Raw genomic sequence first — 21,407 nt, 5'->3', positions numbered from 1 at the left:
AAGTATTACGAAATAAATAGTATTTAATTTAAGACATATTTATTGACGATAATAATTTATGTGGTTAATATACTAGATGTAAGATTATTTAATTACTAAAAGTAATTAGATATAAAATGTTTTGCAAAATTCTATAAATAAGTACGTTGTAGTAGAAACGCTTTGAATTGGCACTATTAATATTGGGGACAATTAGAAAGCGAAAGGTATAAAAGGAATTGGAATTTGATAACTCTTTGTTTTTTTATAAAAACAGGGGCTTCTGTACAATTCATTTTTAAAATATTGACAAGGATTATACAACAAGAGGGGGACTGAAATTGGAATCAATGACCTTTGTTTTATTTGGAGCGACAGGGGACTTAGCGAAACGCAAAATTTACCCCGCACTATATAACTTATATAGAGATCAAAAGCTTCCAAAGCAAATATCCGTTATCGGGCTTGGAAGACGTCAAGTATCTCACGAAGATTTTCAAGAAAGAATAAAAGAATCAATAGAGACGTTTTCTCGTCAGAGGGAAGAAGGTACTCCGGAACTGGAAGGTTTTTTAGATAATTTTCGCTATTGTCCATTAGATGTCAGTAAGCCGGAAGACTATGAGAGATTATTACAAGTCGTTCGTGAAAGGGAAGAAGAACTACATATAAAAGGTAATAGAATGTTCTATCTTTCAGTTGCTCCTGAATTTTTCGAGACGATTGCTTTAAATATTAAGGAAAGCGGACTTGATAAAACAGATGGATGGAAACGCCTGATGATTGAGAAACCGTTTGGGCACGACCTTGCATCTGCTCGTGAGCTGAATGATAAGCTTAGTCGCACGTTTGAAGAAGACGAGATATACCGTATTGATCATTATTTAGGTAAACCGATGATTCAAAACCTTGAAGCGCTAGAATTTGCAAATCCTGTTCTCCAGTCGATTTGGAATAAAGAACATATAGCGAATGTACAAATCACAGCTAGTGAAACAGTTGGGGTTGAAGAAAGGGCAGGATATTATGACCAGGCAGGAGCCATTCGAGATATGGTTCAAAATCATATGTTACAAATATTAATGATGACTGCTATGAATCTGCCGGAAAAGGTTAATGCATGTGAAATTCGAGAGGAAAAGCGAAAGGTAATGGAGACGCTTCGTAAAGTGAAAAAAGAAGACGTTCAAAACCATATCGTTCGCGGTCAATACGTTTCAGGAGAAATAAAAGGCGGACAAGTTGTAGCGTATAAAGAGGAGCCAGGAGTAAACCCTTCTTCTAACATAGACACATTTGTTGCTGCTCGCCTGTGGATCGATAATCCATTTTGGACTGGCGTTCCATTTTATATACGAACAGGAAAACGAATGAAAGAAAAGTCTACTCGTATTGTAATCGAATTTAAAAATACGTTAAAACAGCAATATCAAGATAGTAATCCAAATGCAGCACCTAACTTATTAATAATTGAAATTAGTCCAGGTGAGAACGTTTCATTACAGTTAAATAGTAAAAATCCATTGAAAAATGGAGAAATTGAACCGATGCGTATTAACTTTACTTGTGAGCAAGCGGATGTGGGAGTACCTGAAGCGTATGAAAGACTCATTCATGATGCGGTGAGTGGAGACGCTACATTCTTTGCACATTGGAGAGAAGTTGAATTGTCATGGGAATGGGTACAACCAATTCTTGAAGCATTCGAGGAGAACTTATTACCACTTCATGAATATGAGTCTGGTTCATATGGTCCAGATGCGTCTAATGAATTATTGCAAGAAAGTGGATTTAAATGGTGGTTAGATCAAGAGACGGAAAAATAAGTACTTTCTTTCATGAAAGCATGTAGGGGGACGATTACTATGACACAAAACATAAATCAATTAGCAGTGAATACAATTCGTACATTATCAATTGATGCTATTAATGCGGCAAATTCAGGTCATCCAGGTCTTCCGATGGGAGCAGCACCGATGGCTTATGCATTATGGGCGAATCATTTAAATCACAATCCTAATCACCCAGAATGGTTTAACCGTGATCGATTCGTTTTATCAGCGGGACACGGATCGAGCCTACTGTATAGCTTACTTCATTTAGCTGGATATGACGTTTCAATTGATGACTTGAAAAACTTCAGAAAGTTAAATAGTAAAACACCAGGACATCCTGAGTTTGGTCATACTCCTGGAGTTGAAGCGACGACAGGCCCGTTAGGACAAGGGATTGCTAATGCTGTCGGAATGGCAATGGCAGAAGCGCATTTAGCAGCGAAGTTCAATAAGGATGGTCACTCTATTATAGATCACAATACGTACGCTTTAGTCGGAGATGGTGACTTAATGGAGGGTGTCGCTTATGAAGCGATGTCAATGGCAGGACATATGAAACTTGGCAAGTTAATTGTACTGTATGATTCAAATGAAATTTCACTTGATGGTGAATTAGGCATTGCTTTCTCTGAAGATATGCAGAAAAGGGCAGAATCTGTACATTGGCAATATGTAAGAGTTGAAGATGGAAACGATGTCGATGCTATTACAAAAGCTATTCAATTAGCGAAAGAAAATACGGATCAACCTACTCTTATAGAAATTAGAACCATTATAGGTTATGGAAGTCCAAAAGTTGCTGGAACGAACAAAGCACATGGTAACCCGCTTGGAGTAGAAGAAGCGACAGCGACAAAACAAGTGTATGGTTGGCACTATGAGGAAGACTTCTTTGTGCCTGAAGAAGTAACAGCTCATTTTAATGAACTGAAACAAAAAGGTATTGAAAAAGAAAATGACTGGAATGAGCAGTTCAACTCATACAGAGAGTCGAACCCTGCACTAGCAGATGAATTAGAAAAAGCGATTACAGGTGATGTTTTAATTGAAGCGAAAGACATTCTATCTTTTGATACTGAAAAAACGATTTCCACTCGTGTTGCAAGTGGGGAAGCTATTAATCATTATGTGAAATCGATTCCTTCTATTTTCGGTGGAAGTGCGGATCTTTCTCATTCTACGATGACAGATATAAAAGGTGAAGCAGTATATGCAGTAGAATCATATGCTGGACGAAATATATACTTCGGTGTACGTGAACATGCAATGGGCGCGGCAGCGAATGGACTGGCTCTCCACGGAGGAGTAAAACCTTTCGTAAGTACATTCTTTGTATTTAATGATTACCTTCGTCCATCGATTCGACTGGCTGCACTGCAAAATTTACCTGTTACTTACGTATTTACACATGATTCGATTGCTGTAGGAGAAGATGGTCCAACGCATGAACCAATTGAACAATTGGCAGCGCTTCGAGCAATTCCTGGTTTAACAGTTATCCGTCCGTCAGATGCAAATGAAACAGCAAGTGCTTGGGCGTATGCTTTACAGCAAACGGATGGTCCAGTCGTTTTAGTACTGAGCCGTCAAAATTTACCGGTGTTTAATGAAACGAAAGCGAACATAGAGAATCTCTCTAAAGGAGCTTACGTATTAACACAAACAAATGAAAATCCGGATGTAATTTTAATTGCGACAGGTTCTGAAGTATCCTTAGCTGCTAGTGCGAAAGCAAAATTAGAAGAAGAACAAGTTTCTGTTCGCATCGTTGCAATGCCGAGCTGGGAGTTATTCGATCGCCAATCGAACGAATATAAAGAATCCGTTCTTCCGTCTTCTATAACGAAACGAGTATCTCTTGAGATGGGTGTATCTCTCGGGTGGGAACGTTATGTAGGACAAGAAGGAAAAATATTATCGATTGAAACATTTGGAGCTTCAGGAACTGGGGCTGAAGTCATGAATCTATTTGGATTTACGACAGAAAATGTTGTTCAAATTACTAAAAATGTATTGAATTCTTAAGCTATGACTGTGAATACCTTTCCGTACATATCAGTGCTGCAAGGTATTCCAGATTGTAGTGATATGAATTTTTAATAAAAGATGATTTGAGGAGGAATTATATTATGCAAGTAGGATTAATTGGTTTAGGTAAAATGGGATTAAACTTAGGGAAAAATTTAATGGATCATAAACATGAAGTAGCAGCATTTGATTTAAATGCAAGTGCAGTGGAAGAAATGAAAGAGTACGGGGCAACAGGTGCATCTAGTTTAAATGAACTTGTTCAGTCATTACAATCACCAAGAATTCTTTGGGTTATGGTACCACACGCTGTTGTAGATTCTGTTATCGATGAAGTTACACCACTTTTATCAAAAGGAGATATTTTAATTGAAGCGGGTAATTCACATTATAAAGAGTCTATTCGCCGATATGAGCAACTAAAGAAAGATGGCATTCACTTTATGGATGCAGGAACTTCTGGCGGAATGGAAGGCGCTCGTAATGGTGCTTGTTATATGATCGGAGGAGATCAAGAAGCTTGGGACATCGTTGAACCTATCTTCCGTGATACTGCTGTAGAAAATGGATACTTATATGCTGGAAAAGCTGGTAGTGGTCACTTCTTAAAAATGGTTCATAACGGAATTGAATACGGTATGATGGCTGCTATTGGTGAAGGATTTGAGATTCTAGAGAAAAGTGAATTTGACTACGATTATGAAAAAGTATCAAGAGTATGGAACAACGGTTCAGTAATCCGTTCATGGTTAATGGAATTAACAGAAAATGCATTTTCTAAAGATGCAAAACTAGATGAAATTAAGGGTGTTATGCATTCTTCTGGTGAAGGGAAATGGACAGTAGAAACAGCATTAGATCTTCAAACAGCAACTCCTGTTATCGCAATGTCTCTATTAATGCGCTACCGCTCATTAGACAATGATACATTTACAGGAAAAGTTGTAGCAGCTCTGCGCAATGAATTTGGCGGACATGCAGTAGAAAAGAAATAAATATCTTAAAAATTTAACTCATTGACGTTTAAAAAATGGAGGGAATAAATCATGAAGTTTTTTATTGATACTGCAAATCTTGAGGACATAAAAAAAGCATATAAACTTGGAGTTTTAGCTGGTGTTACAACGAATCCTTCTTTAGTAGCAAAAGAGGGCGTTAAGTTTGAAGACCGTATCGCAGAAATTTGTCAGGCAGTACCTAAAGTTGAGTCTGTTTCGGCAGAAGTAACGCCAGATGCTGTTACAGCTGAAGAGATGATTGCTCAAGCAGAGGAACTGATTAAGATTAACGGCGGCGATGAAAAAGTTACAATTAAACTTCCGATGACGTTAGCAGGATTAGAAGCTTGTCGCTACCTTACTGAAAAAGGTGTGAAAACGAACGTTACACTTATTTTCACAGTGAACCAAGCACTTTTAGCTGCTCGAGCAGGTGCAACGTACGTCTCTCCATTTTTAGGACGTTTAGATGATATTTCTGAAGATGGTGTATTATTAGTTGCTAAAATTGCTGAATTATTCGATGTTCATCAATTAGATACACAAATTATTGCGGCGTCTGTTAGACACCCAGATCATGTAACTCGTGTAGCGATGGCAGGGGCTCACATTGCAACAATTCCTTATAAAGTAATTGAACAACTTGCTATGCATCCATTAACAGATCAAGGTATTGAAAAGTTCGCTGCAGATTGGGCGAAAGCACCTAAATTATAATATATAAAAGTGGGGGAGGCTTTCCGAAAATTGCTTTTTATGAGAGGACAGATTCCTAGGTAACTTCATCGTTTAATTAGGATCCCGAGTTTGGCGTCTTACTACGTGAAAATAGCAAGAGAAGAAAGTGTCATTCACTTTTGAAGAAGGAAAATATACTTACGCGTAGCGTTTATCACAATAACATTATAATTATGAAAGAGAAATCCCCTTATCAGAGAGAGTAGGTAACATGTATCTCTGATAAGGGAGATTCTTTTTATATAAATCACTATGATGTGAAGATGCTTTTAAACGTATAGCAATATGAAAAGGTATCTTTTACTCAAGTAAGAACTATATAGGTTCTTTTAATTATATAGTATTTATGAAAGGGTTTACATAAAGGGGGATTGAGTATGAATATGTACCTTTTAATTATTACATTATTATCAATTGTAATTGTTATTTTAGGGGTATCGTGGTGGAGATGGCATGCGTTTATTAGTTTAACGATTGCAAGTTTGTTTTTAGCAATTATGTCTGGAATGCCAATGGATAAAATAGTAAGTGCTTATGAAACGGGAGTTGGAAGTGTTCTCGGGCATTTAGTAGGTATTTTAGTATTAGGTACAATTTTAGGGAAAATGATGGCAGAGTCAGGTGCTGGAATGCAAGTGGCAGAGTTCTTTATTAAATCCTTTGGGATAAAAAACTTACCATGGGCTATGTTAATTGCAGGTTTTATTATTGGAATTCCGGTGTTTTTTGAAGTAGGTATTTTAATATTACTACCGTTAGTAATTTCAATTCATAAAACAACGAAACAAAATATTTTATTGATAGCATTACCAGCAATTGCTGGGCTATCTGTCGTACACGGCCTTGTTCCTCCGCATCCAGGGGCAATTGTAGCAATTGGTATTTATAAAGCGAATCTTGGGAAGGTACTAATGTATTCACTCATTATTACATTTTTTGCAGCCATTATTGCAGGTCCTATATTTGCGAAATGGATTCACAAACGTGTAATTCCTGAAAATGAGCCAGAATTGATTCGTGTAAATACAAAATCAACGAAATTACCAGGAATAGGAGTTTCATTTTTAGTTATATTGTTACCTGTTATGTTAATGGTTTTAGCTGCAGCAGCTCCTTATGTGCCTCTTTCTACTACTTTGATGAAGACTGTCACATTAATCGGTAGTCCTATCATTGCACTATTGATTGCATGTTTTGCAGCGTTTTATTTTCTTGGATTTCGCCAAGGTATCGATAAAAAGGCTATTAAGAAGGTAACAGAAGATAGCTTATTACCAATCGGTTCAATTGTTGCGATTATTGGTGCTGGCGGGGGATTTAAGCAAATTCTTATCGATAGTGGCGTAGGGAATGCTATTGCTCAAATGTCTGAGCATTTAGCTCTATCCCCAATTGTATTAGCATTTATAGTAGCAGGATTAATTCGAATTGCGACAGGGTCAGCGACAGTCGCTTTAACAACAGCAGCGGGTATCGTTTCGCCAATCGTTGAAAATACGACAGGTGTGAATTTAGAGTTACTCGTTATTGCAACAGGTGCAGGAGCACTTATGTTTTCACACGTAAACGATGCTGGTTTTTGGATGGTAAAAGAATACCTAGGGTTAACAGTGAAAGAAACATTTAAAACATGGACTGTATTAGAAACGTTACTTTCATTTATCGCTTTTGGAGGAGTTTTACTACTCGATATGTTTGTTTAAGATAAAGATGTTTCTATTTAGATAATTGTGGCATACAACGTTATCAATAGATAAAAGGTATGTATTTTTATGGTGGGATACTGTAACAATTTTTTGTTAGGAGGAAGAAATGGTGAGCTCAAAATATATGGTTGGTGTAGACATTGGGACAACTAGTACAAAATCCGTTCTATTTTCTACTGATGGATCTGTTATTGCTAGTCATGGAATTGAATATCCTTTATATTCTCCTACGCCTGAAACAGCGGAACAAGACCCAGAAGAAATTTTTCGTGCAGTAATACATACGATTAAAGAAACTGTACGATCAAGTAGTGTACAGCCAAGTGATATTCTTTGTGTCTCTTTTAGTTCGGCAATGCATAGTATCATTGCCGTAGATGAAAAGGGAGAGCCGTTAACGAGATGTATCACTTGGGCAGATAATAGAAGTGCAAGCTGGGCGGAGAAAATAAAGAATGATATGAATGGTCATGAAATTTACCTTCGTACTGGGACACCAATTCATCCGATGTCACCACTTTCGAAATTAGTTTGGTTACAGAATGAGCAGGCAGAGTTATTCGCAAAAAGTTATAAATTCATTTCTATTAAAGAATATGTTTTTTACAAGTTATATAAAGAGTATGTAATTGATTATTCTATAGCGTCAGCAACAGGGATGTTTAATTTGAAATCTTTAAAATGGGATGAAGAGGCTTTACATGTTGCGGGAATTACAGATGAAAAGCTTTCTAAACTTGTTCCAACAACGCACAGTTTAACAGGATTAGATGAAGAGCTTGCCAAAGAGATGAATGTACTTGTTTCTACGCCTTTTGTAGTAGGAGCGAGTGATGGAGTACTATCTAATTTAGGTGTAAATGCAATAGATCCTGGCGTTGTGGCTGTTACAATTGGTACAAGCGGTGCGATACGTGCTGTAACAAATCGTCCTGTAACAGATCCAAAAGGTAGAATTTTTTGTTATGCGTTAACTGAAGACCATTGGGTAATCGGTGGACCAGTTAATAATGGCGGTATGATTTTCAGATGGGCTCGTGACCAATTGGGCACTTCAGAGATTGAGCTTGCAAAGCGTTTAGGGAAAGATCCATATGAAGTGCTTACTGAAATAGCAGCAAAAGTGAATCCGGGGTCCGACGGTTTATTATTTCACCCTTATTTAGCAGGGGAAAGAGCTCCTTTATGGAATGCAAATGCACGAGGATCTTTCTTTGGACTCGGATTGCATCATAAGAAAGAACATCTTATCCGTGCTGTTTTAGAAGGAGTAATTTATAATTTATATACGGTTCTTCTCGCTTTAAAAGAGCTAATTGGTGAACCGAAAAAAATTCAAGCGACAGGTGGTTTTGCAAGATCGGAACTTTGGAGACAGATGATGGCGGACATCTTCCATCAAGACGTATATGTTCCAGAAAGTTTCGAAAGCTCTTGCTTAGGAGCTGCAATCCTCGGTTTATATAGTTTAGGTGAAGTAGATACGTTGCATGTAGTTTCTGAAATGGTAGGTGCGAATTTCCACCATGAACCAAACATGGAAAGTGTGGAAAAATATAAAGATTTAACGCCAATCTATATCCGTCTGTCCCGTCAATTGGAAGAAGAATATGAAAGTATAGCAGCGTATCAAAAAAAGTGGGTTTAAAAGCTATTTACCAAGAAAATATGGTAACGTATAAAGAGGTACTCCGATTTTTTAGGATACTCTTTCAACATAAAATATTTTAAGAAGCATGATGAACGAAAAATATAGGGAGAGAGGGTTATGAAAATGAAGGATAACAAAGAGTTTATTGGATATGTTGGAACTTACACGAAAGAAAATAGCGAAGGAATATATAAATTTACGCTAGATGTAGAAGCAAAAAAAATTAGTAATGTAACACTTGCCGCTAAGCTGGATAACCCTACATATGTAACGATTAACCGAAATAATGAATATCTCTATTCCGTTGTTAAGGAAGGCGAATCTGGCGGTGTAGCTGCGTATTCCATTGATAGTCATACTGGAGAACTAAAAGCGAAAAATAGACAAGTAGTAGAAGGTGCTTCTCCTTGTCATATTAGTGTTGATAGTGGAAATCATACAGTAGTTACAGCGAATTACCATAAAGGAACGATTGAGTCTTTTGAAATAAATGAAGAAAATGGAACTGTAAATCCTGCTTCATCTATTATGGCACATGAAGGTTCAGGTCCGAATAAAGAAAGACAAGAAAAACCACATGCACATTACGCGGGGTGCACTCCTGATGAAAAATATGTAGTGGGCGTTGATTTAGGGATAGATAAAATAATTACGTATGAAGTAAAAGATAGTACATTAACAGAAGTGAATCGTTTATCTGTAAATCCAGGAAGTGGTCCAAGACATATTACTTTTCATCCGAATGGAAAGTATGCGTATGTGATGACGGAGCTTAGTTCAGAGGTTATTGTGTTAACATATAATCCTACAGAAGGATCCTTTACAGAATTACAGTATATTTCTACTGTTCCAGAAGAGTTTGATGAAAATAATCAAGGAAGTGCGATTCATATTTCTTCTGACGGCTGTTTTGTATATGCAGGTAATCGTGGTCATAATAGTATCGCTGTTTATAGCGTAGATCAAAATTCAGGTCAGCTTACATTCGTTGAACATACATCTACAGAAGGAAATTGGCCAAGAGACTTTGTATTAGATCCTACTGAAAAGTTCCTTGTTGCTACAAATGAAAAGTCACATAATCTTGTGTTATTTTCAAGAGATGAATCTACAGGTAAGTTAACACTTTTACAATCTGATGTTGTTGTGCCAGAGCCTGTTTGTGTGAAGTTTTTAAATATATAATTTCAGATGCCTAAACAAAAGCAAAGCGATATCGCTTTGCTTTTTATTGTTTCTTTTTCGGCCTACGTACTAATTCGCCGCCGCAGTTTGGACAAACGTTATGTCTTTCTTCTGTACATGGTGCGCAAAATGTACATTCATATACACAAATGTATGCTTCAGAATCTTGTTCGAGCGATTGATCGCAAATTTGACAGTTTGTTTTCATTTCTAGTGCCATAATAAGTCTCCTTTTTAGTTAGAAAATTTATAATTTAATTATAATTCATTAAATAGAAATAGTCCTTTTCAATTGAAAGGAAATCGAATGATAAAGTTATGAATTGAAACGAAAGATGCTGGTTTATTTTAAAATTGATTATTTATTACAGTTGGAATATTATGAAATAGTCAAAAGACAACAGGGGGTATAGATTTTGACTAATCATAACGATCATTTAAAAGCAAACTGCGAAAAATGCTTCGGTCTATGTTGCGTTGCATTACCGTTTGCAGCATCGGTAGATTTTGCAGTGAATAAAGATGGTGGTAAACCATGTTCCAATTTACAATCAGATTTTAAATGTAGTATACATAAAAATCTTAGAGGAAAAGGTTATAAAGGTTGTACAGTATTTGAGTGTTTCGGTGCTGGGCAGAAGATTTCTCAGGGTACGTTTAAAGGGATTGATTGGAGGAAAGATGCTAAGCATGCGAGAAAAATGTATGATGCTTTTCCAGTTATGCATCAGCTTCATGAAATGCTTTGGTATTTAAATGAGGCTATTTTATTGAAGGCGACGCAGCCAATTTATAAAGAGCTGGAGACCGCAATTGAGGAGACAGAGCGACTTGCGAATTTAAGTCCAGATGAGTTAATGAAAATAAATGTTCCAATGCATAGGGCAGAGGTGAACATTCTTCTTTTAGAAACGAGCGAATTAGTATGGAAGGAAATGAATACTGCGCGTAAGAAACGAATCATACACCGCGGAGCAGACCTTATGGGAGCGAATCTGAAAAAGAAAAATTTACAAGGTGCAAATTTAAGAGGAGCTTATTTAATTGCGGCTAACTTAAATGGTGCAGACTTACGCGGGGCGGATCTCATTGGAGCAGATTTACGAGATGCAGATATTCGCGGGGCTGATTTTACTAATAGTATTTTCCTGACGCAAGTTCAAGTTAATGCTGCGAGAGGGGACAAACATACGAAATTACCGAAATTATTGTCTCGTCCATCGCATTGGAGTGCGTAAAGAGTGAGGAGTATTTAGTGTGGATATATTTCAGTATTTAGAAGAGATGCAAGAGGATGTCTTTTCGTTAGCAGTAGAGCAAATAGAAGCGAAGTATTATGATATTTGTTGCATGTTGGCGTCTACAGAATATGCAGAACGAATTAAAGCAATTGATTTAGAGTCATATAAGGAAAGTATTCGAGTAGGTTTGGATGCAGCTGTAGAAATGGCTACTAATGAAGAAGCAAAAGCGATTTATTTTGAGTATGACCTTGATAACGAATGGGATAGTCAGTTTTATATTTGTAAGGAGTATTTTTCAATGGAAGAAGGGGATGACGATTGGGCATCTGAATGGACATATAATATTGAGGGGCCGGGGTCTGTAGAATTAGCAGATATGTATAAGGAAAATGGCTTTGATACAAGTGAAAAAGCAATGGGGATAACTTTATATTTAATTGCTAAAACGCTGTGTAGTTTTATAAGTGTACGTAGTGAAGTGCAAAATAATATACCGATTTGTATTGGTTTTCACGACCAAGATCCAATTATGCGAACAGGCAGAGATTAAGAATCTCTGCCTGCTTTTTATTTCTTTTCAAAAGTAGTAATAAGAACGCTACATATAATAAGAATACCACCAATAAAAAAATTACTATTTAATGTCTCATTTAATAGTAACCAACCAAGCAATGACCCAACGATAGGCTGGAAGAAGAAAAATAAGGAACCGATACTAGCGTCCATTAATTCTAATCCTTTATTCCAAAGGAAAAAGGCACCTGCTGTTGAGACGATTCCTAAATAAAGTATGCCTAATAGTACGTACATATTCATATGTTCAATAGGGTTTGATTGAAATTCCCATATCATAAAAGGTGTAATAAAAAAGAGTGAAAAGAAGATGGCGTACGTTGTAATCACTAAAGATGAAAATTTGGCTGAAGCAATTTTTACATAAATAGATAGTAAAGCCCACGTAATAGCGGCTCCAACTAATATGATTGTACCGATAAAATAGGAGCCAACTTCAATATCCCATCCGATTACGATTATGACACCGATTGTCGCTATTATAGTAGATAAAAGTCTACGAGCGGTTAGTTTTTCTTTCAAAATGAGCGCTGCAAATATAACCATACATGCAGGTGTAGCTGATGTGACTAAAGAGCCTGTATGGGCGTCGGATAATTTTGTTCCGATAAATTGGCATGTGATCGAAATGAAATAGCCGATAAATCCAATCCAAGCGAAGAGGAGCCAATCTTTTTTGCGGATGGTTACTTTTTTCTTTTGCTTTTTCTCAGCTAGTTTTAAAATGCCATACAAAACAACAAAAGCGATAATAAAGCGTAGCCAAACGAGTGTTAGTGGTGGGATAAAATCGAGTACGTATTTGCTAACAACATACATACCGCCCCATATACTTGCTGCTAGTGATAAATATATAGCTCCTAAAATTGTTTGTTTCATGTAAAGTACCTCCGTCTATTTTTAGGGTAATATGAGTTCCCTAAGACGAGGCATGGTGCACGTGTTATAAGCCCGTCTTAGTTTATAGACGGCCTACAGGTTGATCGTTTTCGAATGAAGTGTTGTAGTACATAGGTGCATTCCTCCTTCATATTTTATAATGATATTATAACTTAATTTTCAGTTTATTGGGATGTTTCTTTAGGAAATAGTGGCTGTCTAAGAAAGCGTAGTATATGGTAGAAAAACATATTTTTAAAATAAAAGAAACCAATGACATAGCAGATAAGTATATTAAGAGTAGGATGAAAAAGTAGATTAATAGAGAAAGAGGAGGAGATTGTTATAACTACAACTGTTATTTCTCATTTTTATAACGAAGAGTATTTATTGCCGTGGTGGCTTATACATCATACGAAACTGTTTGATCATGGCATTTTAATTAATAAAGGTTCTACGGATCGTTCGGTTGAGATTTGTAAAAAATTCGCACCGCATTGGGAGGTGCGAGATTCTGTAAATCCAGAGTTTGATGCATATGCGACAGATCATGAAGTGATGAGGATAGAACAAGAAGTACAAGGATGGAAAATGATTTTAAATACGACTGAGTTTCTTTGCGTGCAAGATAAAAATCAGTTTTGGAAATCGCTAAATGAATTGGGGGGGAGGATGTATTGGCTGGAAGGGCTTATTATGGTTGATGATCCTAACTACAACTATCCGGACCTTAACTTTGGAATACCTTTAATGAAACAGCGATTTCATGGTTATTTACCAGAAGATTGGCCGTTATGGAGAAGAGGTAGATTTATTCATAATCATGAGCATGGAAGTTATACGGTTGGAAGACATTTATCTGCGCATGAATCGATGATTTATCCACCTCTTGCCTGTATACTATGGTTTGGGTTTAGTCCGTGGAACGATGCGATGAGAAAGAGAAAGTTACAAATTGGTCCGACTCTTTCTGAAGCTAGTAAGCATGGGGGAATGGGGACGCAACATATTGTTACGTCGGAAAGATTAGAAGAATGGTATAAGGAATTAGCGAGAGGAACGAAGGATTTACGTTTTAATGATGCATATCGTTATGTTTTTGTATAAATGATTTCCACCATAAAATTGTTTCTTCAATTCCTGTATTTAGATCGTATGTTGGTTTCCAGTTTACTTCAGTTTTTAAACGTTCTACACTAACCCCGACAAATAAAGGTTCATCTTTAGAGAAAGGAATCGCGTCTAGTTTAATTAAATGTTCTTTTCCTATTTTTTTAGCGATGATAGAAGTTAGTTCTTTAATTTGTACAGATTGACCTGAAGCGATATTGATGGTGCCTGTAACGCCATGTTCTAATACTGTTACGAGAGCGTCAGCGACGTCACTCACATGGAGGAAATCTCTCGATTGTTTTCCATGTGTACATAGTGCCTCCTCGTTTTTTAATAAGGAAGTGATAATGTTAGAAACGAGCCGATTACCTTGTTCGTGAGGTCCATACATATGAAAAATGCGGCCCCAACACATGCTGAGGCCTGTTTGTTGTGCATACGTTTCTAGCCAGGAGTGCAGTGCATTTTTACATAAAGAATACGGGGTTTTATAGGAAAGGAGCGGTGAATCTTCAAATAATACGCCGTTAAACCATTCGTACTCTGCGCCAGTACCTGCAACGACAACACGCTTTCCACCGCATGTTGTGAAGTGTTGAATCAATGAAATACTAGACTTTAGCCAATAGTAATTATTAATAGATACATAGCATGCTGGTGGCACTGCTTCCCAAGCAAGGTGAATGAGATGGCTAGGCTGAACATCCGAAATGAATTGTTTTACTTCGTCATCGCGAAGCAAGTTTACTTTATGCCAATGGCAAGGGAGGTGAGAGGGTTTATTTTTATTATACGTGGCGTGCACTTCATATCCCTTTTGTATAAGTGAATGTACAACATATTTACCTATCCAGCCACTACCACCTGTTACAACAACTTTCTTCATGGCTCGATCACCTCAACTTCTGGAACCGTCACAACAACTTTCTTCATGGCTCGATCACCTCAACTTCTGGAACCGTCACTAAAAATTTACCGCCCCATTCACGAATGAAAGAGCATTCTTTCATAATTTCGTCTTTCAAATTCCAAGGAAGTATGAAAATGTAATCCGGTTTTGTACGTTTAATTTCTGCTGGAGATTTTACTGGAATACGAGTTCCTGGTAAAAGGAGATTTTGTTTGTGAGGATTTTTATCTACTGTATAAGCTAGAAATTCTTTACCTATCCCGCAATAATTCAAAAGGGTGTTTCCTTTAGCTGGAGCACCGTAACCGATAATTTGTTTGTTTAAAGCTTTCGCTTCAATAAAAAACTTTAAAATATTTAATTTCAATTGTTCCACTTGTTTAGAGAAAAGGAGATAGCAATCTAATGTATCTAACCCGTGGTCAACTTCTTTTTGAATTAATTTTGTAACATTGGAATGGATAGTTGATTGGGCACTTAGATGGTTTACAAAAATCCGTAAGGAACCACCATGCGTTGAAAGTTCTTCCACATCAACAATTTGTAAATGATGATGAGTTAAAACTTTTTGAAGGCTTATAAGTGAGAAGTAGGAGAAGTGTTCATGATAAATAGTATCGAACTGCTTAAAAGATATGAGGTTTAATAGGTGCGGGAATTCAATTGTTATCGTGCCATCTTGTTTTAATAACGTTTTTAAACCTGCTACAAAATCATGTAAGTTCGGAACGTGTGCTAATACGTTATTAGCGATGATTAAATCTGCTTGTGGTAATTTTTTTGCTAAGTCATTACTGAAAAAATTCACATGAGTAGGAATTCCTTTATCGATAGCGATTTCTGCTACGTTTTTCGCGGGTTCAATTCCCAATGCCTCGATATTTTCTTTTTGAAAGTATTGTAATAAGTACCCATCGTTACTTGCAATTTCAATCACTTTTGAATGTTTCGTTAAGTTGAAACGCTTAATCGCTATTTCTACATATTTTTTAGCATGTAGCAGCCAGCTTGAGGAGTAAGAGCTGAAGTATAAGTAGTCATGAAAAATATTGTGCGGAGATTCAAATTCATCTAGCTGCACGAGTAAACAAGAGTGACAAACAAATGTGTGCAGCGGATAAAATGGTTCCATTTTATATAAGTTTTCTGGAGTTACAAATGAATTAGCGAGAGGGGAAACACCTAAATCTAAAAAAGTATTTGTGAGTAATGAGTGACAAAAACGGCATTTTTTCTGTTCCATTTTATAGCCCCCTTATAAATTTTTGAATGCATCGATTTGTTGTCGCGTGAAAGATTCTATATTTTCACCGGATGCATATTTTTTGTACCAATCAACAGTCCAAGCAATAGAATCATCTGTTGATAACTTAGGGGTCCAGCCGAGTTTGTTTACTGCTTTTGTACTGTTGAGTGTTAAAATTGGTGATTCATAAGGAGTTTTCGTAGAGGGAGAATGGATGGTGAGTCGTTTATTCCATAATTTCGTTACGGATTGAATGACATCATTTACGGTTTTGTTAGGTTCATTAATCGGTCCGAAATTCCATGCTTCTGCATATTTAGCATCGTTCCAAAGTTTCTCAGCTAAAAGGATATAGCCATGTAGAGGATCTAAAACATGTTGCCACGGACGGACGGCATATTTGTTTCGAATACACAAAGTATGATTGTGCAAATATGCCCGAATGATATCAGGGAATAATCGATCTTCTGCCCAATCACCACCACCAATAACGTTACCTGCTCTTACAGAAGCAAGCGAAGTAGTATTCGTGTGAAAAAAAGATTTGTGATAAGATGTTGCGACTAATTCAGCGCAAGCTTTACTAGCGCTATAAGGATCGAAACCTCCTAGCCGGTCTTTTTCCACGAACGCTCGGTCGCCACTACCATCATTCTCATAACATTTATCGCTTGTCACATTAATAATGGCACGTACGCTTTCGACGGACTTTGCTGCTTCTAGCACGTGGACAGTACCTAAAACATTCGTTTTGAATGTATCGATAGGATTTTTGTATGAAGCGGTTACGATTGGCTGAGCTGCTAAATGAAATATTATGTCGGGATTATGTTGTTTTAGGGCGTGGAATAAAGAGTCGTAATCAGTAATATCGCCATGAATTGTCATACACTCTTTCGCTACGTTACATTGTTCAAAAAGATTAGGAATGGATGGGGGATGCGAAGAAAAGCCCACTATTTCTGCCCCTAAAGAACTTAAGAAAAGGGTGAGCCAGGAGCCTTTAAATCCAGTATGTCCCGTAATAAATACTTTTTTCTTATTCCAAAAAGATGATGAAGCCATATTACCAAACCTTCCATGGAGCGTTATTACTTTCCCATAGCTCGACTAATTTATTTTTATCACGCAATGTATCCATTGGATGCCAAAAACCAGAATGTTGATATGCGGCCAATTCGTTTTTGTTTACTAACTGAACTAAAGTGTCTGTTTCAAAAACAGACTTATCTCCACTAATGTAATTGAAAACTTCAGGATTTAAAACGAAAAATCCCCCGTTAACCCATCCGCCATCACCTAATGGCTTTTCTTGAAAAGATGTTACAGACTGTTTATCTAATATGAGAGAACCAAATCTACCAGGAGGTTGTACGGCAGTAACAGTAGCCATTTTTCCATGTTTTTTATGGAATGTAATAAGTTCTTTTATATTTACATTACTTAATCCATCACCATAAGTGAGACAGAAAGGTTCGTCTCCGACATAATTTTGAATCTTTTTCACTCGGCCACCCGTTTCGGTATTTACACCAGTATCGATTAGTGTAACTTTCCACGGTTCTACACGATGAGAATGGCTAGTAATTGTATTATCATTTAACTGTATTGTGAAATCAGACATGTGTAAGTTGTAATTTAGAAAGAACTCTTTAATTGCATATCCTTTATAGCCTAAGCAAATAATAAACTCAGTAATCCCATAGTGACTATACAAACTCATAATGTGCCATAGAATGGGTTTTGTTCCAATTTCAATCATAGGTTTCGGTTTTAAATGTGTTTCTTCCCCAATTCTTGTACCGTACCCACCAGCAAGAATAACAGCTTTCATTTTTTCCTCCTAAAATAAAAATTTATTATTTATACAGTATTCATGTTTTATGCAAATGAGATTGTTTTTGATTAAGCGAATGAAATTGTTTGAGGCGATGACAATGTAGAAAATATTACGGTTTGAATTTTGGGAATAATTCTTGGTATTCAGGGTTATTACGGAGGTCTTGTGTTAGGTTACTAAGCTCTAAAAAACGTATTTCTAGTACTTCAGGAGATTGACCGTAATGTGTTTGAAGCCCCATTTGAACACCCCTTTTTGAAAGGGTAGGTGTAATTTGTAATTTTCTTGCCTTTGACTGTTCATTCCAAGGGCTAAAATAAAATTTTAAAATAAATGAAGGATAGTCATAAATTATATATCCGTGCCGCGAATGATGTCTACCAGGTAAATATGCACCATCTAGATGATTGTGAATAAATCTCCAAGCACATCCGAGTTGTGGGTTGTAAGGGAAGACACCGTGGTATCGCTGTTCGACTAAGGGGATAGAATATCTAGGCTTTGAATAATTATAATTGTGATTATCTATCATTAAAATCATTCTAATCGCATACATGTTTTGGCCTAGTGTATGAAGAGATGAAAAAAAATCTTCAGTATTATTACAACAAAAGAATTCAGTAGTATTTAAAACGATTTTCCAACCTGAAACTTCTCTTTCAATTTCCATCACTTCAATATCAGTATTAGTTGGATCAAACTCAAGAAATCTGGAATTTCGTACTTCCCAGTGGGGTGCTAATAGTTTACAAATCTCTACGGAACGATCTGTAGACCCTCTATTAATTAAAATGCCGTGATCGAATATTTTCGTGTGATGCATAAGCCACCATGGAAGTAGGTATTCTTCATTATAAAAATGAGAAATGATTGTCTTTTTCATGTTAATTCCCTCCTATACAAGCAATCATTATTAGTAGGATATGCTTTTAAATAAGAAAGGTTAAAAGGTACAGACAATGTAGTGATTAGGTAATAGTTTAGTAATTTTATTGTATGAGTGACTCGTATTGGATAATAGTAGGGTGGAGCTTGGAATTTGGTATAAATCGTCAATAATAAACCGTCACGTTTGACTGTACAGTTTATGTATTGTATGATGTAAGTAATATAAACAAGGGGGGAAGATCGTTGGGAAGGTGTATCGAATCGGACAGTTGGCTCTCATGGCTCACGTGTCGAAACGAACGATTGATTATTATACGAATCTAGGTATCTTAAAAGCGGAGCGATCTCAATCTAATTATCGCTATTACGACGAAACAGCATTTGAGACATTACAATTTATTGAGAAGTGCAAAGAAATGCATATGCCGCTTTGTGAGATTAAAGAGAAAATCGAGGAGAAGAAGAAGCTGCTCGGTATCAATGAACACGTTTCGAAACAAGTGAATGAAGTGACAGACCATATTCATCGATTAGAAGTGGAGCTTACTGAGTTAAAACCGCTTTTAGATGAATTGACTGATTCACAACGTGAAAAAATATCGAAATCTTTATCAGGTCAAACGACAGCTTTAATACAGACACTTGCTCTATTATTATAGAATAAGTGAAATCCGACCTCTTTAATTTTTGTATCGGGCTATGTTTTCTAACAAACAAATAAGAAAACATTATAGTATACAGGAGGTGGACACCTTAGTTTTTTAACTAAGGGGATTCATTGGAAATATTTAATTTAGTCATGGTTGCGATTTTAATCGCATTTACTGGATTTTTCGTAGCAGCAGAGTTTGCGATTGTAAAAGTACGTTCAAGTCGTATTGATCAGCTTGTTGCGGAAGGAAAACGCGGTGCTTTAGCAGCGAAAAAGGTAACAACAAATTTAGATGAATATTTATCTGCTTGTCAATTAGGTATTACAGTTACAGCTATGGGATTAGGTTGGTTAGGTGAACCGACAATTGAAAAGTTATTACACCCGTTATTTGAGAAATGGAACTTAAATCCTTCTATTTCATCAGTATTAACATTTGGTCTTGCTTTTATGTTAATGACGTATTTACACGTTGTAGTTGGGGAATTGGCTCCGAAAACGATGGCAATTCAAAAGGCTGAAAAAGTAACATTATTATTTGCAGCTCCACTAATGATGTTCTATAAAGTGATGTACCCGTTTATTTGGGTATTGAACGGTTCAGCTCGTGTGATAACTGGTTTATTCGGTTTAAAACCGGCTTCTGAACATGAAGTAGCTCATACAGAAGAAGAATTACGTCTTATCCTTTCAGATAGCTATGAAAGTGGCGAAATTAATCAAGCTGAATACAAGTATGTAAATAATATTTTTGAATTTGATAATCGTATTGCAAAAGAGATTATGGTACCGCGAACAGAAATCGTTGGTTTCTACCTGGAAGATTCAGTAGAAGAACACATGAAAGTAATCCAAAATGAGCGATACACACGTTATCCGATTTTTGGAGAAGATAAAGATGATATTATCGGTATGGTCAACGTAAAAGATTTCTTTATTCGATATATGACCGAGGATCAAAAAGATTTATCATCTATTCGCTCGTATATGCGTCCGATTATTGAAGTGATGGAAACGACTCCAATTCACGATTTATTACTTCAAATGCAGAAGAAGCGAATTCCGATGGCTGTTTTATATGATGAGTACGGAGGAACAGCTGGAATTGTAACGCTTGAAGATATCTTGGAGGAAATCGTCGGCGAAATTCGTGACGAATATGATGAAGATGAAGCACCACCAATTCAACATGTGAACGAGCAACATATTATTGTTGATGGAAAAGTGCTTATCTCAGAAGTGAAAGATTTATTTGGATTACACATCGAAGAAGATGATGTGGATACAATCGGTGGATGGATTATGATGCAAAATCATGAAATCGAAGAAGGACAACACGTTGAGGCGGAAGGTTATGAATTTAAAGTGTTAGAAAAAGACGCTTACCAAATTAAACGTGTTGAAATTCGTAAGATGGAACAAGAACAAGAAGAAGAGAAAGCAGCAACTGTGTAAGTTGCTGCTTTTCTTCTAAAGTACAAAAAATGAGAACTTAGGAGCGGATATTTTGATTCAAGAAGCCTTACGTGTATATCGATTACAATTGTATGTGATCTTTAGTGGTTTACTACTTATGTGGACGATTACTCCGTTTGGAAAACAAGTGACAGGGTTCGGTATTGGATTAGCAGTAAGCGCCTATTGTCTTTGGTTATTAGCTCGCAGAGTGGAGAAACTCGGAAAAAGTATCGTAATGAAGAAAAAGGCTCCTGGATTAGGAGTTTTAAACCGATTTGCAGCTGCTATTTTAGGAGCTATCATCATGTATGAAATTGAGCATGAAATGGAAATGTGGGCATTCGGTACAGGTATTTTAGGTGGTCACTTTTTAATGATTGCAAATTTAGCTTATGCAAATATGCAGTTAGTGAAAGAAGAAGAGAAGCAAAGAGAACATGCTTCAAAAAACATAGAGCTATGATGAAAGGGACCTAATCAGGTT

At 36.6% G+C, this 21,407-nt stretch carries 20 protein-coding genes; 13 read left to right on the top strand and 7 right to left on the bottom strand.

Features of this window, described 5'->3' with window-relative positions; genetic code table 11:
• Positions 1-320 precede the first annotated feature (320 nt).
• From zwf to MR136_RS06670, 7 genes are all read left to right on the top strand, one after another.
• Positions 321-1,805, top strand: coding sequence for a glucose-6-phosphate dehydrogenase (gene zwf, locus MR136_RS06700; RefSeq protein ID WP_017673871.1), 1,485 nt, complete (start codon positions 321-323; stop codon positions 1,803-1,805).
• Between the two features lie 39 nt (positions 1,806-1,844).
• Positions 1,845-3,839 (top strand): transketolase, encoded by a 1,995-nt coding sequence (gene tkt, locus MR136_RS06695; RefSeq protein ID WP_078421347.1) that lies wholly within the window; start codon positions 1,845-1,847, stop codon positions 3,837-3,839.
• 104 nt (positions 3,840-3,943) lie between these two features.
• Complete coding sequence (gene gnd, locus MR136_RS06690) at positions 3,944-4,837, top strand: phosphogluconate dehydrogenase (NAD(+)-dependent, decarboxylating) (RefSeq protein ID WP_001994033.1); 894 nt, start codon at positions 3,944-3,946, stop codon at positions 4,835-4,837.
• Positions 4,838-4,888: 51 nt separating this feature from the next.
• Complete coding sequence (fsa, locus tag MR136_RS06685) at positions 4,889-5,557, top strand: fructose-6-phosphate aldolase (RefSeq protein WP_063675558.1); 669 nt, start codon at positions 4,889-4,891, stop codon at positions 5,555-5,557.
• A 398-nt stretch (positions 5,558-5,955) separates the two neighbouring features.
• Complete coding sequence (gntP, locus tag MR136_RS06680) at positions 5,956-7,281, top strand: gluconate permease GntP (protein WP_001057599.1); 1,326 nt, start codon at positions 5,956-5,958, stop codon at positions 7,279-7,281.
• A gap of 109 nt (positions 7,282-7,390) precedes the next feature.
• Complete coding sequence (gene gntK, locus MR136_RS06675; protein ID WP_078421346.1) at positions 7,391-8,932, top strand: gluconokinase; 1,542 nt, start codon at positions 7,391-7,393, stop codon at positions 8,930-8,932.
• A 120-nt stretch (positions 8,933-9,052) separates the two neighbouring features.
• Positions 9,053-10,120, top strand: coding sequence for a lactonase family protein (locus MR136_RS06670; protein WP_017673872.1), 1,068 nt, complete (start codon positions 9,053-9,055; stop codon positions 10,118-10,120).
• A gap of 43 nt (positions 10,121-10,163) precedes the next feature.
• On the opposite strand, the gene MR136_RS06665 is transcribed toward MR136_RS06670, so the two are convergent.
• Positions 10,164-10,340 carry a DUF1272 domain-containing protein gene (locus MR136_RS06665; protein WP_001162789.1) on the bottom strand — a complete coding sequence of 59 codons (177 nt, stop codon included), beginning with the start codon at positions 10,338-10,340 and terminating at the stop codon, positions 10,164-10,166.
• Positions 10,341-10,536: 196 nt separating this feature from the next.
• Here MR136_RS06665 and MR136_RS06660 point away from each other — a divergent pair, with 196 nt between their 5' ends.
• Positions 10,537-11,358 (top strand): pentapeptide repeat-containing protein, encoded by an 822-nt coding sequence (locus MR136_RS06660; protein WP_017673873.1) that lies wholly within the window; start codon positions 10,537-10,539, stop codon positions 11,356-11,358.
• A 19-nt stretch (positions 11,359-11,377) separates the two neighbouring features.
• On the top strand, positions 11,378-11,914 hold the full coding sequence (locus tag MR136_RS06655; RefSeq protein WP_017673874.1) for a hypothetical protein: 537 nt from the start codon (positions 11,378-11,380) through the stop codon (positions 11,912-11,914).
• A gap of 17 nt (positions 11,915-11,931) precedes the next feature.
• Here the strand turns inward: MR136_RS06655 and MR136_RS06650 are convergent, their stop codons facing one another.
• Entirely contained in the window at positions 11,932-12,816 is an 885-nt protein-coding gene (locus MR136_RS06650; protein WP_078421345.1) for a DMT family transporter, read from the bottom strand.
• 321 nt (positions 12,817-13,137) lie between these two features.
• On the opposite strand from MR136_RS06650, the gene MR136_RS06645 reads away from it, so the two are divergent.
• Positions 13,138-13,923 carry a glycosyltransferase family 2 protein gene (locus MR136_RS06645; protein WP_078421344.1) on the top strand — a complete coding sequence of 262 codons (786 nt, stop codon included), beginning with the start codon at positions 13,138-13,140 and terminating at the stop codon, positions 13,921-13,923.
• On the opposite strand, the gene MR136_RS06640 is transcribed toward MR136_RS06645, so the two are convergent.
• The 5 genes from MR136_RS06640 to MR136_RS06620 form a co-directional block, all read right to left on the bottom strand.
• Entirely contained in the window at positions 13,892-14,815 is a 924-nt protein-coding gene (locus MR136_RS06640) for an NAD-dependent epimerase/dehydratase family protein (RefSeq protein WP_017673876.1), read from the bottom strand. The genes MR136_RS06645 and MR136_RS06640 overlap by 32 nt on opposite strands.
• A gap of 43 nt (positions 14,816-14,858) precedes the next feature.
• Positions 14,859-16,082, bottom strand: coding sequence for a class I SAM-dependent methyltransferase (locus MR136_RS06635; RefSeq protein WP_061457497.1), 1,224 nt, complete (start codon positions 16,080-16,082; stop codon positions 14,859-14,861).
• 12 nt (positions 16,083-16,094) lie between these two features.
• Positions 16,095-17,150 (bottom strand): CDP-glucose 4,6-dehydratase, encoded by a 1,056-nt coding sequence (gene rfbG / locus MR136_RS06630; protein WP_078421343.1) that lies wholly within the window; start codon positions 17,148-17,150, stop codon positions 16,095-16,097.
• Position 17,151: 1 nt separating this feature from the next.
• The gene (gene rfbF, locus MR136_RS06625; protein ID WP_000648807.1) at positions 17,152-17,919 is read right to left on the bottom strand and encodes a glucose-1-phosphate cytidylyltransferase; all 768 of its coding nucleotides are present in this window, start codon (positions 17,917-17,919) and stop codon (positions 17,152-17,154) included.
• Positions 17,920-18,034: 115 nt separating this feature from the next.
• Positions 18,035-18,808 carry a glycosyltransferase family 2 protein gene (locus MR136_RS06620; protein WP_000750969.1) on the bottom strand — a complete coding sequence of 258 codons (774 nt, stop codon included), beginning with the start codon at positions 18,806-18,808 and terminating at the stop codon, positions 18,035-18,037.
• A 256-nt stretch (positions 18,809-19,064) separates the two neighbouring features.
• On the opposite strand from MR136_RS06620, the gene MR136_RS06615 reads away from it, so the two are divergent.
• From MR136_RS06615 to MR136_RS06605, 3 genes are all read left to right on the top strand, one after another.
• Complete coding sequence (locus tag MR136_RS06615) at positions 19,065-19,472, top strand: MerR family transcriptional regulator (protein WP_000285639.1); 408 nt, start codon at positions 19,065-19,067, stop codon at positions 19,470-19,472.
• 119 nt (positions 19,473-19,591) lie between these two features.
• Entirely contained in the window at positions 19,592-20,920 is a 1,329-nt protein-coding gene (locus MR136_RS06610; RefSeq protein WP_000402275.1) for a hemolysin family protein, read from the top strand.
• 52 nt (positions 20,921-20,972) lie between these two features.
• Positions 20,973-21,386 carry an ATP synthase subunit I gene (locus tag MR136_RS06605; protein WP_000613883.1) on the top strand — a complete coding sequence of 138 codons (414 nt, stop codon included), beginning with the start codon at positions 20,973-20,975 and terminating at the stop codon, positions 21,384-21,386.
• The last annotated feature ends 21 nt before the right edge of the window (positions 21,387-21,407 follow it).

Origin of the sequence: Bacillus cereus group sp. BfR-BA-01311 (genome assembly GCF_022664295.1) — a bacterium.
GTDB classification, from domain to species: domain Bacteria; phylum Bacillota; class Bacilli; order Bacillales; family Bacillaceae_G; genus Bacillus_A; species Bacillus_A cereus.
The sequence above is the reverse complement of the archived record's forward strand: the minus strand, read 5'-3'. Positions and strand labels throughout refer to the sequence as shown.